Annotated in this window: 13 protein-coding genes and 3 pseudogenes; 10 read left to right on the top strand and 6 right to left on the bottom strand. The window is 40.2% G+C overall.

The annotated features are described in order from the left end of the window. Together AS888_RS11855 and AS888_RS11850 are read right to left on the bottom strand one after the other, a co-directional pair. Positions 1-185: pseudogene (locus tag AS888_RS11855) on the bottom strand (NAD(P)/FAD-dependent oxidoreductase); the annotation flags it as partial. A 39-nt stretch (positions 186-224) separates the two neighbouring features. Continuing rightward, positions 225-656 (bottom strand): DUF1641 domain-containing protein, encoded by a 432-nt coding sequence (locus AS888_RS11850; RefSeq protein ID WP_397251631.1) that lies wholly within the window; start codon positions 654-656, stop codon positions 225-227. A 710-nt stretch (positions 657-1,366) separates the two neighbouring features. Between AS888_RS11850 and AS888_RS11845 the strand changes: the two genes are divergently transcribed. The 5 genes from AS888_RS11845 (at position 1,367) to spoVK (ending at position 6,676) form a co-directional block, all read left to right on the top strand. Beyond that, positions 1,367-1,822 (top strand): SMI1/KNR4 family protein, encoded by a 456-nt coding sequence (locus tag AS888_RS11845; protein ID WP_061142361.1) that lies wholly within the window; start codon positions 1,367-1,369, stop codon positions 1,820-1,822. Positions 1,823-2,485: 663 nt separating this feature from the next. Continuing rightward, complete coding sequence (locus AS888_RS11840) at positions 2,486-3,808, top strand: sensor histidine kinase (RefSeq protein ID WP_061142360.1); 1,323 nt, start codon at positions 2,486-2,488, stop codon at positions 3,806-3,808. Positions 3,809-4,087: 279 nt separating this feature from the next. After that, a complete protein-coding gene (miaA, locus tag AS888_RS11835; protein WP_081092413.1) occupies positions 4,088-5,071 on the top strand; it encodes a tRNA (adenosine(37)-N6)-dimethylallyltransferase MiaA in 984 nt (327 codons plus the stop codon). Positions 5,072-5,074: 3 nt separating this feature from the next. Then, the gene (gene hfq / locus AS888_RS11830; RefSeq protein ID WP_034313436.1) at positions 5,075-5,308 is read left to right on the top strand and encodes an RNA chaperone Hfq; all 234 of its coding nucleotides are present in this window, start codon (positions 5,075-5,077) and stop codon (positions 5,306-5,308) included. A 411-nt stretch (positions 5,309-5,719) separates the two neighbouring features. Next, on the top strand, positions 5,720-6,676 hold the full coding sequence (gene spoVK, locus AS888_RS11820; protein WP_061142358.1) for a stage V sporulation protein K: 957 nt from the start codon (positions 5,720-5,722) through the stop codon (positions 6,674-6,676). A 41-nt stretch (positions 6,677-6,717) separates the two neighbouring features. Here spoVK and AS888_RS11815 read toward each other — a convergent pair whose 3' ends face one another. After that, entirely contained in the window at positions 6,718-7,326 is a 609-nt protein-coding gene (locus AS888_RS11815) for a trimeric intracellular cation channel family protein (protein ID WP_061142357.1), read from the bottom strand. Positions 7,327-7,502: 176 nt separating this feature from the next. On the opposite strand from AS888_RS11815, the gene hflX reads away from it, so the two are divergent. The 4 genes from hflX (at position 7,503) to glnA (ending at position 11,993) form a co-directional block, all read left to right on the top strand. After that, positions 7,503-8,747, top strand: coding sequence for a GTPase HflX (gene hflX / locus AS888_RS11810; RefSeq protein ID WP_061142363.1), 1,245 nt, complete (start codon positions 7,503-7,505; stop codon positions 8,745-8,747). 12 nt (positions 8,748-8,759) lie between these two features. Continuing rightward, positions 8,760-10,028, top strand: coding sequence for a methionine gamma-lyase family protein (locus AS888_RS11805; protein ID WP_061142356.1), 1,269 nt, complete (start codon positions 8,760-8,762; stop codon positions 10,026-10,028). 187 nt (positions 10,029-10,215) lie between these two features. Next, positions 10,216-10,620, top strand: a complete 405-nt coding sequence (locus AS888_RS11800; protein ID WP_061142355.1) for a MerR family transcriptional regulator — start codon at positions 10,216-10,218, stop codon at positions 10,618-10,620. A 38-nt stretch (positions 10,621-10,658) separates the two neighbouring features. Next, the gene (glnA, locus tag AS888_RS11795) at positions 10,659-11,993 is read left to right on the top strand and encodes a type I glutamate--ammonia ligase (protein ID WP_061142354.1); all 1,335 of its coding nucleotides are present in this window, start codon (positions 10,659-10,661) and stop codon (positions 11,991-11,993) included. 426 nt (positions 11,994-12,419) lie between these two features. Here glnA and AS888_RS11790 read toward each other — a convergent pair whose 3' ends face one another. Both AS888_RS11790 and AS888_RS11785 read right to left on the bottom strand, forming a co-directional pair. Then, the gene (locus tag AS888_RS11790) at positions 12,420-12,605 is read right to left on the bottom strand and encodes a hypothetical protein (RefSeq protein ID WP_061142353.1); all 186 of its coding nucleotides are present in this window, start codon (positions 12,603-12,605) and stop codon (positions 12,420-12,422) included. A gap of 24 nt (positions 12,606-12,629) precedes the next feature. Next, positions 12,630-13,223: a hypothetical protein gene (locus tag AS888_RS11785; protein ID WP_061142352.1), complete on the bottom strand. Its 594-nt coding sequence runs from the start codon at positions 13,221-13,223 to the stop codon at positions 12,630-12,632. Positions 13,224-13,694: 471 nt separating this feature from the next. Between AS888_RS11785 and AS888_RS11780 the strand changes: the two are divergent. Continuing rightward, positions 13,695-14,897: pseudogene (locus tag AS888_RS11780) on the top strand (IS110 family RNA-guided transposase). 276 nt (positions 14,898-15,173) lie between these two features. On the opposite strand, the pseudogene AS888_RS25730 reads toward AS888_RS11780, so the two are convergent. Further along, positions 15,174-15,941 (bottom strand): annotated as a pseudogene (locus AS888_RS25730) (transposase); the annotation flags it as partial.

Here is a 15,941-nt window from a genome sequence, read left to right as displayed (position 1 = left end):
ATCGAAACAGCTTGCTCGGAAATCGAACCGCCGGCAAGACGGTGCAATTCAGTGATGATTTGGTGGGTTGGAAATTGGTTCACCACGGTAACCTGCACTTCATCCTTGTTGTAATATTCACGTACGGACAACGCAGATAGTAAACCAGCGTATCCGGCACCTAAGATGACGATTTGTTTTGACATAGTAAATCCCCCGTTCTTACTGTTTGTATGTGTTAGACATTATTTTTGGTTTTTACGTTCTGAAGAGACTTCCAGGAACGCTTGCGCGAAACGGAAAAGCTTTTGTGCCTCCGGGTCTTTCATCATTTTTAACAAGCCAAAAAGACCGATCACATCATGATTTGCTTCTGCGCGATCCTTCGCTTCGATTGCGGTAGCCGCAAGACCTTTCACGGAACCGACCACAGGTGTTGCGATTTCCGAGATCGCACTGACGGTATCGTTTTTCAGGACATCATCCGTTGCCACCGATTGAGCGAAATCATAAGACTTTGTTAAAATATTCACTAATTCAGTCAGCTTTGGAAGCTGATCGACTAAAGTATTGAGGGATGCCTGAACCTCAGGCTTTAAAAGCTGATCTAGGATATCCAATTTTTCTTGGTTTGCAGAAATACTAAGTGCATCATGTTCAGGTATTGATTTTGACATTACATCTACCATATCTAATTCCCCTTTAATCTAAATTTAATTTTATTTATATTTTTCCGCCGATACTACTAATCATACGACTCTGATCTGTTAATTTCAAATGAATTTTACTTGATATGACTATAATTTTAGCTTGTTAATGAAGAGTGATCGGAAGGTAATGGGAGGTACCTACCATTCTGGGGTAATTTTGCAGCACTTCTTATTACCATGCCTTTATAAAGAGATTTCTTAGGATATATACAAATATAATAGAAGGAAGTATCAAGCAAAACGTAATATTTATTATATTCATAGAGTGGGGCCGTTACATATTTCCTTTTTCATAAGTCTGCTTGTTGCATTCACATTTTTACAAACCCTCCCCGGATTTTATCCTCGTCAGGATAGCTGTCTTTTTTTCATGCAACATGGACTTATTGATGAAAAGGTCGTCCTTTTCCCTTTTTATGGATAAGCATGGCCAGGAAATGAAAAAAATATCTGAAAATACAGAAAAAAATGGTAAAATTATGTTAGTATATTTAAAAAAGTGGTATGTTTAAGATTCTAATGAATAATTTATTCTTCAAGGAACTTCATCGGTAAAAGAACGTTTAATTCTCCAGTTAAGACGGGAACGATGTTCAATAGGCTTCGATGAAAATGGATTCGGGAATGGGATTGTCGGGTTGGAAGTTGCGACTATATAATGAAATGGAGTTGGTAGAATGGTGAATATTACTGGATATGGAAAAGCGACACAAGAGGCAGTGGATGGTTTTCAGGAATTTGTCGGATTTGAAATTCCTGCAGATTATAAACAATTCCTCCTTAAGTATAATGGCGGCATATCTGAGGTGCAAAACAGCAAGTTTTATGTAGATACATTGGATACCCTCGTTTGCTTGAATGTTCTCTACGGATTAGATCTTGAGGATAAAGGGCTGGATTTACGGAAATGGCACGAAGAGAATAAAGATGATTTACATAAAAATTGCATCATCATTGGTAATGATACGTGTGCCGGCAAGATCTTGCTGATAAATAACGAAGAGGAAAAGGGAATATACTTCTGGGATCAAGGTTGGTATTCGGATCCTTCAAGCCAGGATGAAAATATTTATAAAATTGCCGAGAGTTTTCAATCCTTTATCGAAGGATTGAAAATCCCGGAAGAAATCTAAATTATAATGAACCCCTTGATTGGCTTAGACCTTTCAAGGTTTTTTATTGGAATTTACAAGCTAAGTGAAAGAAGTGGGAAACGGGATTGCGAAAGAAAACGATGTCTATGGTTTTTGAAAGGGAATATGTGACATTTTAAATAAGGATTTCTTTATTTTCTGTTAAATGGAAACTTCTTTCGTGCTCATTAAAGGCCGCGTGATATCGGTCCAAATGACCTATTGCTATTTTATGAATATTTTATTGCGAATTGGTGTTGCAATCGAGAAGAAAAACGTTAATTTTGATGGGATGTAAAGAGAAAATATTGAAATATTTCCATCTAAAGGGTAAAATTATATATTTGAAAAGAAAAATATATAATTAATTTTCTTCTTTTTTTCCTTTTTAAAATAAATATATAGTAAAATTATATTCGTTTGGAAATAACATATTTTAATGGAAATAATTAATATAGACATTCCGCTTAGATTAGCATGTAAAAAAGTTAAAGAACCAAAAAAGATGTGGGTATTTTGTTAGTTATTTCAAAACTTATAGTTTTATTTACCTGCTGTTGAAGTGAGACGTGGATATTTCTCTATATGTTTGTTCCTGTATATAGTAAACTCAGAATAGGTTCGTTAACTTTTAACTGCTAGAGACGAGGTACGTTTAAATCTATGAAAAATAAAAAGTTAAGGGCATTTTTTTATTTGACCATCCTATTATTAATCGCTTTCATTCTTCTGAATATGTTTTCTACTTATTTAAGCATTAAAAATTCTGTTCAAAAATCAGTTGCAAATCAAAACTTGGTAGCTGCCAGATCCATTGCCGACTCCATGGATGTAGAGGCCTATGAGCGATTTCTCGATAACCAAGTAAAGAGCCGGGAATATAAGGATATTAAAGCGTACTTAGAAGATGCAAGAGAAAAAATCGGGGCTTTGTATGTTTACACCATCATGGTCGATAATCCGAAAGTGTCAAAAGCTATGATTACAGGATTTTCTAAAGATCATAAAGGGGATTTTCCCATAGGCGGAGTGTGTACCGTCCCTCCAAAGCAGGTCAGACAGGCCTATCAAGGCAAAAGCTTCATTACCGGGATACTGGATGATCCGGAGTATGGCGATTATTTGACTGTGGGAGTGCCAATCAAAAATAAAGCTGGCTCCATCATAGGGTTTTTAGGGATCGATGTAAGTGCCGAGAATATAAACTCCATTAATGGAAAGGTATTAAGAAGCAGTATTGCCATCCTCGTTTATAATGGAGGCTTTGTTATCATGCTGCTGGTTACCTTTTTTGTCGTTCAAAAGTGGTATCAAAAAGAACTGACGCGTGAAGTCGGGGATACGGAGGATACGTATCAATCGGAATTTCAATCGCTCATAGCTTCAGTTCGTTCATTAAGGCATGACTTTTCCAATCATATTCAGGTTATACATGGTCTCCTTAAATTGAAGGAGAATGATAAAGCCCTCGATTATTTAACAGGTCTATCAAAAGAGGTTCATTCCCTCGAATCGATGAAGCTGGATGTAAGTCATCCGGGCCTGTCTGTACTGTTGGAGACAAAAAAACTCTCGGCCCAAAATTATAACATCGATATTAAAATCGATGTTTCACCTAACTCGTTTAACAGGGTGAAAACGATCGATTTGATTAAATTATTGTCAAATGTCATCGATAATGCGATTGAAGCAACGGTTGAATTGCCAGAGAATGAGCGCCGAATGAACATTGCCTGCATAGCTGATGAGGAAAAGTATACCTTTAGGATCACGAACACCGGGCCTATGATAGCGCCCTTCGATCAGGAAAATATATTCATTAGCGGATTTTCAACCAAAAAGCCCCAAAAGGGCAAGGTTCGCGGTCAAGGTTTATTCATCGTAAAAGACTTGGTGAACAGATATGATGGAGAGATCCTGGTGCAATCGAATGAGAAGGAAACTTCCGTATTGATGATGATACCAGTGAATGGGAGACCAATCTGAATGGATTAAGAAGGCAGGTCTGTGCACCATGCCGAAAAAGGATGATTGCTGATGTAGCGGAATCATCCTTTTTTGTGTCTTCATTCAAAGAATCCCCCTAGATTCCGCTTAAACTCCAGCTATATGGAAGGGCTCCATTTTACTAATGCCTCTTGAACAGATTTCACAGGAAGGAGGAATGAATAAAACAATGGGAAATGGACAGAATGGGTAGATGTTTAGCTGCTTTCAACGAGATTATGTTAAGATAGGGAAAAAATCATATAAGGCAGTGAGAATGTGAAACAACAAAAAGGAAAGCTTCTCGTTATCATTGGACCGACTGCTGTTGGCAAGACAAAAATGAGCATTGAGATGGCAAAGTTATTTAATGGTGAAATTATCAGCGGCGATTCCATGCAGGTATATAAAGGCATGGACATAGGAACTGCAAAGATCAAGATGGAGGAAATGGAAGGCGTTCCTCATTATTTACTTGATATCAAGGAGCCGGATGAACCTTTTAGTGCCGCAGAGTTTCAGGAGCGTGCAAATGCTTGCATCGAGGATATCCATGGCAGGGGGAAGCTCCCTATTATCGTTGGCGGAACAGGATTATACATACAATCGGTGATTTATGATTATCAGTTTTCAGAAGCCCCGTCCGACCTAGAATATCGAGAAGGTTTGGAAAAACAAATAAGAGAGTCAGGAATCGATCCGGTTTTTGACCAATTACGGAAGGTTGATCCTGAGAGTGCGAAGCGGATTCACCCTAATAATGTAAGGCGTGTAATCAGGGCACTTGAGATTTTTCATTGCACAGGTAAAACGATGAGCGAGCAGCTCGATGATCAGCCGACGGAATTGAAATATGAAACGTGCATCATCGGCTTGACGATGGAACGTGAAAAATTATATCAGCGTATCGATCAACGAGTTGATGGAATGGTAGATGAAGGGCTGATTCATGAGGTTCAGTCGTTTTATGATCAAGGTTTGAAGGATTGCCAATCCATTCAGGCCATAGGCTATAAAGAAATATATGATTATTTTGATGGAAGGGCTTCAGTGGATGAGGCGGTCGAGACTTTAAAGCAAAATTCCCGTCGATATGCAAAAAGGCAATTGACTTGGTTCAGGAATAAGATGGATGTCATCTGGTTTAATATGACCGATCTAGAGGGATTTCCGAAAAAAATACATGAAATATCTGGATTTATAGCAGGAAAGCTTTTCAACGAAGGCGAATACATAAATTTAGAGAGAAAAGAGGAGGACTAATACATGAAACAATCAGTAAATATCCAGGATCAATTTCTTAACCAATTACGAAAAGACGGCACCTATGTAACGGTATTTTTATTGAATGGGTTCCAGATCAGGGGGCAAGTTAAAGGGTTTGATAATTTTACGGTATTATTTGAATCGGAAGGCAAGCAGCAATTGGTCTATAAACATGCCATTTCTACATTCGCTCCACAACGTAATGTTCAAATTGATTACGAAGTGAAGGAATAGTCATATATATAAGGATGTGAAAAACAGGTTTCGCTAATGGCGGCCTGTTTTTTTTGTATGCACTGCTCGTTTTTTCAAATAATCGATAATGTTACGTACGTGTTTTGAATATATATCTAGGGACGATTATTTTCCGGGAAACCGCAGGAATTGACAATTCCCCGTTTAAACGGGCGAATTGGAAGGAAGTTTGTCGGAATATAGTTTCAATGGAAGAATTCAGTCGTGATCATGCACCGTTGAAAAGGAAAGCTGGCATTTTACCCTGGCATTTTCTGAATTCACGAAAAGAAATAAGGGAATTTCCCGACGGGGGAAAGTTTCGGCTTATGTTACATAAGCATTCCCATCATAAATCGGAAATAGAATGCAATCGTGGAGTCAAGGGTCCAAGATGGAGAGGTGAATGCATTGGAACAACCGATCCGTATGAAAAATAACGGGCAAATCAATATCGTGTTTAATGCGGAAAATAGAAAAACGCTACAAAAGGATCTGCCGATAAAAGAAATTTTGGTACAGGAAATACCTCACCAGCATGCAGCCCTGAGGGAAATCGAAGAGGAGCTGAAATCGCTGGTCGGGATGGAAGAAATGAAACGGATGATCAAAGAAATATATGCGTGGATCTATATCAACAAACAGCGCGAGGCTAAAGGAATGAAGACTGGCCGTCAAGCATTGCATATGATGTTCAAAGGAAATCCCGGAACGGGAAAAACAACGGTTGCGCGTTTAATCGGGAAGTTGTTTCAAAAAATGAATGTACTCTCAAAAGGGCATTTAATCGAAGCGGAGAGGGCGGATTTAGTTGGAGAGTATATCGGTCATACTGCCCAAAAAACGAGGGATTTAATAAAGAAAGCGATTGGCGGGATCTTATTCATCGATGAGGCATATTCCTTGGGAAGGGGCGGCGAAAAGGACTTTGGGAAAGAGGCCATTGATACCCTTGTCAAACATATGGAGGATCGCCAGCACGAATTCATTTTGATTCTTGCCGGGTATTCACGGGAAATGGATTATTTCCTCAGCCTTAACCCCGGCCTTCATTCCAGGTTTCCGCTCGTAGTTGATTTTCCGGATTATACGATCGATCAATTGATGGAAATAGCCGACCGGATGCTGCAGGAGCGTGAATATATCATGAATCGTGAGGCTGAAAGGAAATTAAAGGAACACTTGATCATCTTGCGATCATATCGCAGCTCTATTTCATTTTCTAACGGCCGCTATATACGCAACGTGATTGAAAAGTCGATCAGGGCACAGGCGATGCGGCTTTTGCTGGAGGATTCCTTCGAAAGAACGGATTTACTGACCCTTACCGGCCAAGACTTGATTTTTGAAGATGATGAGAAAGAATGAATCACATAGAAAAGCCCGCGGAAATGGCGGGCTTTTCAAATTTATGTTTTCGGCACCCATTTTTTATTGGGAAGGTGCCAATTGTAGGTGTAGGATAGGACGCGTAAAATGGTAATGATCGCAAAGAGCGTATATAGCTGCCATGCCTGGGACAAAACACCGCTTCCTAATGCCATGCCTGCAATGATGGCCCACACTACGTAAATTTCTTTTCTGAAGACCAATGGTTTCCGGCCGGCCAACACATCACGGACAATACCGCCGCCGCATCCGGTTAATGCCGCTGATACAATGATGGCGCTAATTGGATGGTTTAATTCTACCGCATACATCGCCCCTTGGATGGCGAAGGCTGAAAGTCCAATGGCATCACTGAAGTTCCCCCATCTGTCCCAATGTTTCGATAGGATGGTAGGAAAAACAAAAACGATGGTAATGGATAGTAAAGCGATGATGAAATAGAAGCTTTGGTCCCATAAGGTTGAAACGGGGACGCCTATCAGCAGGTTCCTGATTGCACCTCCGCCAAACGCGGTTATGATTCCTAAAATGTACACTCCTAAAATATCATACTCTTCTTCCATGGCGATGATGGTGCCGCTAATGGCAAAAGCAATCGTACCTATGAAACTTAATACTTCCCATGTCATTTGCATGTTCCCTCTATGTCTTTTCTATTTTGATGGTAAAGTCAAATTTGATTTTAGCATGTTATCGAAATTTTTAAAACGGGTAAAGCTTTGTTTTCCGTAAAGTTTTATCTGTTCATTTTTTTTGTTATGATAAACTGAAATCTTAATATAGGTGGTGGGCGTTTTTGGAAGAAATGATGAAGGAAAAGGCCGTGTTGATAGGGTGTCAGACAACGGAGGAAAATGAACGTTTCGAATATTCACTTGATGAATTGGCCTCGTTGGCGAAGACGGCGAATGGCGAGGTGCTGATGACCATCACCCAAAAAAGGACAAGCATCGATCCGGCTACATATATAGGAAAAGGAAAAGTGGAGGAGCTTCGGAACCTTGAAGAAGAGCTGGAGCCGGATTTATTCATCTTCAACGATGAATTATCCCCGAGTCAGATCCGAAACCTTTCCAAACAGCTAGAAGCAAGAATCATTGACCGGACACAGCTTATCCTCGATATATTTGCGCAACGCGCACGTTCCAGGGAAGGGAAGCTTCAAGTTGAATTGGCTCAGCTCCAATACCTATTACCGCGTTTGGTTGGACAGGGGACGGCATTGTCCAGGCTTGGAGGCGGAATTGGCACGAGGGGCCCGGGAGAAACGAAACTGGAAAGCGATCGTCGCCATATCCGCGGGAAAATTGATGAAATCAAGCAACAATTAAGTGGAATAGTGAAGCATCGTGAACGCTATCGCGACAGAAGAAAAAGGAACAAGGCTTTTCAAATCGCCCTTGTCGGTTATACGAATGCGGGTAAATCGACATTGTTCAACCGCCTGACGGAGGCGGATTCCTTCGAGGAAAACCAGCTGTTCGCGACTCTTGATCCCATGACGAGAAAGGCGATCCTGCCAAGCGGCTTCACCGTGCTCTTGACGGATACGGTCGGCTTTATCCAGGATTTGCCGACCTCCCTAATCGCAGCATTCCGCTCGACGCTGGAAGAATTGAAAGAAGCGGATTTATTGCTGCATGTGGTCGATTCCTCAAGTTCAGATTATTTTAACCATCAGAAAACGGTGCAGGATTTGCTAAATGACTTAGAAGTCCCTTCCATTCCACAGCTAACATTGTATAATAAGAAAGACAGGACCCACGCCGATTTTGTAAGAACGTCCAGCCACCCTTCATTATTGGTCAGTGCCTATGAACAATCGGATTTGAATCAAATCATGGAAGAAATTGAAAAGTACGTGATTGAGGAAATGGTTCCTTATTATGTTTTTCTCCCTTCGAGTGAGGGTAAACTATTATCACAGCTGAAAAATGAAACCATCTTGCGCACTCTCTCCTTTAATGAAGACTCGGAAAGATATGAATGCAAAGGTTTTTGTCTAGCTGATCATCCATTGACAGGGCAGCTAGAGAAATATTCGTTATAAAGGGGAATTTTGATGTATCAGCAGTTAACGAACGGAGAAATGTTGCAAAACATTGCCAAAGAAGTGGAAGCAATGATTTCTCCATTACATAAGCAAGTGGACGAACGAATTGAAGAAAATCAATTTCGTGTATTGCAAAGTTACCAAGCACATAAAGTGAGTGATTCCCATTTCATCCCTACGACGGGTTATGGCTACGATGATATAGGGCGCGATACGTTGGAATTGATTTATGCCGAAGTGTTTGGGGCGGAAGCAGGATTGGTGCGTTCCCAAATCATTTCTGGCACACATGCCATTTCCACTGCCCTTTTCGGCATCCTGCGCCCAGGCGATGAGTTATTATACATAACCGGAAAGCCATATGACACGTTGGAAGAGATTGTCGGCATTAGGGGAACCGGTATCGGTTCATTGCGGGATTTTCAAATAAGCTACAACTCCGTTCCGTTGGCGAAATCTGGAAGCGTTGATTTCGAGGCTGTCAAACAAGCCATTCAACCGCATACGAAGATGATCGGCATTCAACGTTCGAAGGGATATGCGACACGCCCATCCTTTACGATTGCTGAAATCAAGGAAATGATTTCGTTCGTAAAAGAGATCAATCCGGAAATCGTTGTATTCGTTGACAATTGCTACGGTGAATTTGTGGAAACGCAGGAACCATGTCATGTCGGAGCGGATTTGATGGCAGGGTCACTGATCAAGAACCCAGGTGGCGGGATAGTGAAGACCGGTGGCTACATTGTAGGTAAAAAAGATTTGGTTGAAGCTTGCTCCTACCGATTGACGTCTCCGGGAATAGGAGCCGAAGCAGGTGCATCGCTTTATAGCCTGCAGGAGATGTACCAAGGGTTCTTCCTTGCGCCGCATGTCGTTGGACAAGCTGTTAAAGGGGCGATTTTCACATCTGCATTGTTGGGGAAAATCGGGATGAACACTTATCCGAAATGGGATGCAAAGCGCACCGATTTGATTCAATCAGTCCAATTCGATGATCGTGATAAGATGGTCGCCTTTTGTCAGGCAATCCAATATGCCTCACCGATCAATTCCCATGTGACGCCATATCCTGCCTATATGCCGGGCTATGAAGACGATGTCATCATGGCTGCAGGGACCTTCATCCAAGGTGCCAGCATCGAGCTTACCGCGGATGGGCCGACAAGGGCTCCATATGTAGCCTATGTCCAGGGCGGATTGACGTATGCCCATGTGAAGATCGCTGTATTGACTGCAGTGAATGTGCTGATGGACAAAAAACTGATCCAATTATAAATAGAGATATGCGCTTAACAGGAATCCAAGTGATTGGATTCCTGCAAAAATCAATAGTCATAATATTTGTTCAGTTTTGGAAAGCCACTTTTTGTTTAAAACATGTCATGAAATGTAACATCATCTTGACAAGTTTAATAACATAATATAAGATGAGATTAAGATAAGCTAAAGGAGGATGCTAAGAATGAGCGGCAACAACATTCGGCGTTCGATGCCTCTTTTTTCCATCGGAATCGTCATGCAGCTAACTGAGTTGTCTGCACGCCAAATTCGGTATTACGAAGAGCATCAATTAATTACTCCTATGAGAACAGATGGAAATCGTCGGGTTTTTTCTTTGAATGACATCGATCGACTGCTTGAGATTAAGGATTTAATCGAACAAGGAGTCAATCTGGCCGGCATCAAAAAGATTTTCACTGTAAAGGAACAGAATTTACCCAAGACACAAGATTTAGAACAAGCGGAAAAAATAAGACATGACCTTAGTGACGAGGAGCTTCGCAAGCTTCTGCGTGCCGAGCTCTTACAAGGAAGCAAGCACCGAACGTCTCTTCGGCAAGGGGATATGTCCCGTTTTTTCCAATAATAAATATGATTATGAATGATTATTAGGGGGAATAAAAATTGGCAAAGTTCACACGTGAAGACATCACTCGTTTAGCGAAAGAAGAAAATGTTAAGTACATTCGTTTACAGTTTACTGACATTTTAGGGACAATTAAAAATGTTGAAATCCCGGTCAGTCAATTGGAAAAAGCGCTTGATAATAAAATGATGTTTGACGGATCATCCATTGAAGGATTTGTACGTATCGAAGAATCCGATATGTATCTATATCCTGATTTAAATACATGGGTCATCTTCCCTTGGACTTCCGAAAAAGGCAAAGTGGCACGCTTGATTTGTGACATTTACAATACCGATGGAACACCTTTCGATGGGGATCCCCGTGCAAACTTAAAACGTGTTCTTGCTGAAGCTAGAGAAATGGGCTTCACGGATTTCAATCTAGGGCCGGAACCGGAATTCTTCTTATTCAAACTGGACGCAAACGGAGAGCCTACTCTAGAATTGAATGATAAAGGCGGATACTTTGACCTTGCACCTACGGACTTAGGGGAAAACTGCCGTCGTGATATCGTTCTTGAGCTTGAAGAAATGGGATTTGAAATTGAAGCATCCCACCATGAAGTAGCTCCAGGACAACATGAAATCGATTTTAAATATGCCGATGCCATTTCAGCTTGTGATAACATACAAACATTCAAACTTGTTGTTAAAACGATTGCCCGCAAACATGGCTTGCACGCCACATTCATGCCGAAACCATTATTCGGTGTTAATGGATCTGGAATGCACTGTAACGTTTCCCTATTCAAAGGCAACGAAAACGCATTCTATGATAAATCAGGCAAATTGGAACTAAGCAAAACAGCTGAGCAATTTATCGCAGGGATCATCAAGCATGCTCCAAGCTTCACAGCGGTAACGAACCCAACTGTTAACTCATACAAACGTCTAGTACCTGGCTACGAAGCGCCTTGCTATGTTGCATGGTCCGCTAAAAACCGCAGCCCGTTAATCCGTATCCCGGCTTCACGTGGAGTGAGCACGCGCGTAGAGGTACGCAGTGTCGACCCAGCAGCAAACCCATACTTGGCACTTGCCGTCCTGCTAAAAGCTGGTCTTGACGGAATCAAGAACGACCTGACTCCTCCAGCTCCGGTTGACCGCAATATCTATGTCATGAACAAAGAAGAGCGTGAAGAAGTAGGCATCGTTGACCTTCCGGCCACTTTATATGCTGCATTGGAAACATTGAAAGCCGATCCAGTCATCAAAGATGCGTTAGGCGAACACCTGCTTGAACACTTCATCGAAGCAAAAGAAATCGAATGGGATATGTTCCGCACGCAAGTCCACCCATGGGAACGCGAACAATATATGTCCATGTATTAATAGCTTTAAACCCTTGGCGCCTCTGGTGTTGAGGGTTTTTTTTGTGGGGTAAAAAAGCAACGAAAAGTAGTGAGAGGGGTTTCACCCCTTTTTTTACCCACAATTCATTGTAAAATGTCTTTTGTGTAGTTTTCGTCTTTGATCCGGGCATGCGGCGGATGATCAACCTGAATGATGCAGTTGTGGGTCAAAAATTGCGGGTGAAGTGAATACCAAATAATTTTACGATTATATTATCTATAATCTCTCAATCAAGATCTCGGCATATCAGCTGGCAATTTTATAAAAAGTTATCAACAATATGTTGTGTCCTTCTTTCATGGTCTAATAAAAAGATAAAAAAACCCCTTTTTCTCCAATGAATCTTTGGGAAAAGGGGTTTATCTACACTCTGCACGGCACATTAAATGGTATGCCGTCTATATGTTATTTTTTTTGCTTGCTTTTCCAGACACTAAAAAGTAGCGTTCCCCAAATAATACAGCCTAATAAACCAAGAGTTCTGTGCCATAAAGGGTAACCTGAGTCGTTTTCGGATATCATTCCACCAATAAAATAAATTAAACTAAGGATAAGTAATATAGCTAGCCAAATTTGCTGTTTTTTACTCATAATACACATCACTTTTTACTAGATTTAAAAAACTATTAAAACAAAAGCTTTAGAGATATATGTAGCAACCGTCTTATTAAAATGACCTTTTTTAACGAGAAAACTTGTCAACGCATCTTCAATAGTACCACCAGAGCTTACAGCAAAGTCTAAAAATTTATTAATAGATTCCCAATGAAGAACAGCTAACTGTGTTCCAGTCATTGATTCTATTTTTCCTATCATTTTATTCCAGCCGGTTTTACCAACTTTACTCATTGTTGCTTTAATCGCTTTTGCTCCAGCTTTAGCAGTTAAAGTCACCTTTCCATAAGGAACTATTACAATAACATCATTTGATTCTTTATTCAATATCTCTTCTGCAACACTTGGATCTATAAATTCAGATTTTGTTTCATTTACTGCAATTTCCAAAATTCTATAGAATTCATCTTCATCGTAATTCATAAAGAATTCTTCCATCGATTGAATTTCTTCATCAGTAAAAAGAACATCATCATTTTCTTGTACTTTTACAATTGAACTAGCAAAAGCGCTTTCTATTGGTACAATCACAGTGCTCAATAATAACACTCCACTGAGAATTCCAGAAGTTGCTTTAATTCCTAATCTTTTCATAAATCCATCTCCTGAATATTATTTCAATAAATTATGGTTTATATTTCCTTAAAAGGAAATAAATATATAGTTTTCATAATTATCTAGATTTTAATTTCTGGTAGAGAAAAAAAGCGAAATATAGCGTGTGTCAACGGTACCGTTGCCTTATGGAGGATAAGTAGTTGATGGACTTAGTCTTAGCATTGAACAAACTACACTAAAGGCCCCTACTTGTATTAAGTAGGGGTTAGCTCTGTTAAAGGTGTTGTTGATTTTCTTAATGAACTAACGGGTGCGTTCGTATTATAAGGTTAGCCAGTTTTTACTGGTTGACCTTTTTTAATAGAATCTATTATATCAGTAGCCACCCCTACTTGTAGAAACATGTTTGAGGCTGGTTGGGACGCAGATCTCGTATAACAAGCGAAGCTATGACACTACATGGAGAGGACAAAGGGTACTGGTTAGTAAGTAGAGGAGGAAAAAACAATGAATCCAGTTGTTGGTCTGGATGTGGCAAAAGGAGAGAGCCAAGTTCAGGCATTTTTAGATCAATCTAAACCGTATGGAAATAGCTTTTCGATGAAGCATATCAAAGAGGAGTTAGATCATTTTATAGATTTTTTAAAGGAGGTTGAAGAAGTGACAGGGCAGATGCCTATGGTCATTTTAGAATCTACAGGGCACTATCATACTCCTGCTATTCAATACTTGGAGGAACAAGGGATTCTATATATCTTACTAAATCCGATTATCTCTTATCAGGCAAAGAAAACCAGTTTACGGAAGGTAAAAACAGACGCTATCGATGCGTATCAGTTGTGTGTGCTGTATTACAAAGAGGATTTAGAACCTCATAAGATTAGAGGAATTCAGTGAGTAGACCTTCGGAATTTGTCCAGACAACAGGAAATCGTAACGAATATGTATGTGGAAGCTAAACTTCAGTTTCACACTATTTTAGATCAACTGTTTCCTGAATACCGAAAGGTTTTTGGCGATTTATTTTCAAAGGTTTCATTAATGATGCTAAAGGAATATCCCACTTCAGAGGCGGTATTAGCAGCCGGAGAAAGTAAACTAGCAGAGAGTGTTATAGAGTTCTGTCCTAGCCGATCGGGTCAATGGGCATGGGAAAAAGCAAAAAAAATAATGGACTCCGCGTCTCGAAATCCATTTCAAATAAACGTGTATCAAAGTCACGTAATCAATCTTCGTATGTATATTGAGTTGCTTTTTCATTACCAGGGACACCTCTCTGAGTTGGAAGATCGTATAGTGGCCCTGGCAAATGAACTGGAAGAATATAAGATCATCCAATCGATTCCCGGTATCGGAGAAAAAATCGCAGCCACGATTATCTCTGAAATTGGTGAAATCGATCGGTTTAATCACCCGAAAAAACTAGTTGCCTTCGCTGGAGTAGATCCAAGTGTTCACTCATCGGGTAAGTTTACGGCAACCATTAATCGTATTACTAAAAGAGGTTCGAGCAGACTACGTCATTCTCTGTATCTTGCCGTACTATGTGGCATAAGAAGTTCAAGGAACAAAAAGCTTAAAGCCTTCTATGATAAGAAAAAATCAGAAGGAAAACCGGCCAAAGTAGCGATCGTTGCCTGTATGAATAAGTTGCTTCATTGGATTTACGCTTTATTAAAGAGAAAAGAAGCATTCCTAGATTTAGCCTGATTAACGATTTTGTGAAACAGATCCTTCCAAAAGGGTTTTGGAGGGTTATTTGTCATGAACAAAAATAGTATATCATAAGGGAAATGAAAATTTTAGAGAAAAATATTGACTTCCTATTAGCTGGTTTAGTTCCATAGGGCGTAAAGGAAGACCACAATAAGTGGTTTCAGTTTGTAGACAAAAGGGGTTCGGAATTAAAAAATTCCGAACCCCTTTTGAAATTCCTTTGAAATTTTGACCAAAGGTTACGAGATTTGGGCTCTTCGAGCCACTATGTTAAGCCGTTTTAGGACCTTGCCATGTCCAAGTGGCCATCTTCTTTACATTCATGGCAGCGAAAGTAAGCATCGCCTGCATCGACAATTTTTTAAGTCCCCTTAAAGTAGTCCAACGCATACCATGCTTTTCTTTTGCATCTGCGAATCACGCTCAATCGTTTCTTTGCGTTTCGCATATATAGGTTTTACCTCTTGATGATGACGCAGATGATCTGCTTCTTCCACATATGCTTGCCAGATATGCCGTGTCACTACTTTTTGATGGCCTTTGCTTTCCGTACACCGTGATAAAAATGAGCATGTTGCACAAATTTGTTTTGGCGATTTGTACTCGCGATAGCCCTCTTTATTTGTTGTTGAGTACTTTAAAGTTTCTCCCGAAGGGCAAAGGTAACAATCAAAGTGTTCATCGTAAACATAGTCATGTTTGCGAAAGAATCCTTCTTTTGTACGAGGACGTGTATAGGGTAAAGGCAGGTGTGATTTCTTTGTTAAATAGGTAGCTTGTAATCGCTGGTGTTTTATAAGCTGCATCTGCGGCAACTGCTTCTGGTTTTCCAACTTTCTCAATCACTTGCTCAACAAGTGGCTCCAAAATATGACTGTCATGTGTATTACCAGGTGTTACAATCGTTCCCAATACAAAACCGTTGCCGTCTGCGGCCACATGGAATGAATAGGCAAACTGTTTTGTTCGTTCATCTTTCACATAGTAGCCACTCTCAGGATCCGTAGTACTTTCTTTAATTGCTTTGGTTTCTTCCTT

The sequence above is a fragment of the Peribacillus simplex genome (assembly GCF_001542915.1).
Classification (GTDB): domain Bacteria; phylum Bacillota; class Bacilli; order Bacillales; family DSM-1321; genus Peribacillus; species Peribacillus simplex_B.
Note: the sequence above shows the minus strand (reverse complement) of the source record. Positions and strands in the feature narration are given on the sequence as shown.

Bases quoted from the DNA above. Each gene is read 5' to 3' on its own strand.
- AS888_RS11850 (WP_397251631.1), bottom strand. From the start codon at position 656: ATGTCAAAATCAATACCTGAACATGATGCACTTAGTATTTCTGCAAAC.
- AS888_RS11845 (WP_061142361.1), top strand. From the start codon at position 1,367: ATGGTGAATATTACTGGATATGGAAAAGCGACACAAGAGGCAGTGGAT.
- AS888_RS11840 (WP_061142360.1), top strand. From the start codon at position 2,486: ATGAAAAATAAAAAGTTAAGGGCATTTTTTTATTTGACCATCCTATTA.
- hfq (WP_034313436.1), top strand. From the start codon at position 5,075: ATGAAACAATCAGTAAATATCCAGGATCAATTTCTTAACCAATTACGA.
- AS888_RS11815 (WP_061142357.1), bottom strand. From the start codon at position 7,326: ATGACATGGGAAGTATTAAGTTTCATAGGTACGATTGCTTTTGCCATT.
- hflX (WP_061142363.1), top strand. From the start codon at position 7,503: ATGATGAAGGAAAAGGCCGTGTTGATAGGGTGTCAGACAACGGAGGAA.
- AS888_RS11805 (WP_061142356.1), top strand. From the start codon at position 8,760: ATGTATCAGCAGTTAACGAACGGAGAAATGTTGCAAAACATTGCCAAA.
- AS888_RS11800 (WP_061142355.1), top strand. From the start codon at position 10,216: ATGAGCGGCAACAACATTCGGCGTTCGATGCCTCTTTTTTCCATCGGA.
- AS888_RS11790 (WP_061142353.1), bottom strand. From the start codon at position 12,605: ATGAGTAAAAAACAGCAAATTTGGCTAGCTATATTACTTATCCTTAGT.
- AS888_RS11785 (WP_061142352.1), bottom strand. From the start codon at position 13,223: ATGAAAAGATTAGGAATTAAAGCAACTTCTGGAATTCTCAGTGGAGTG.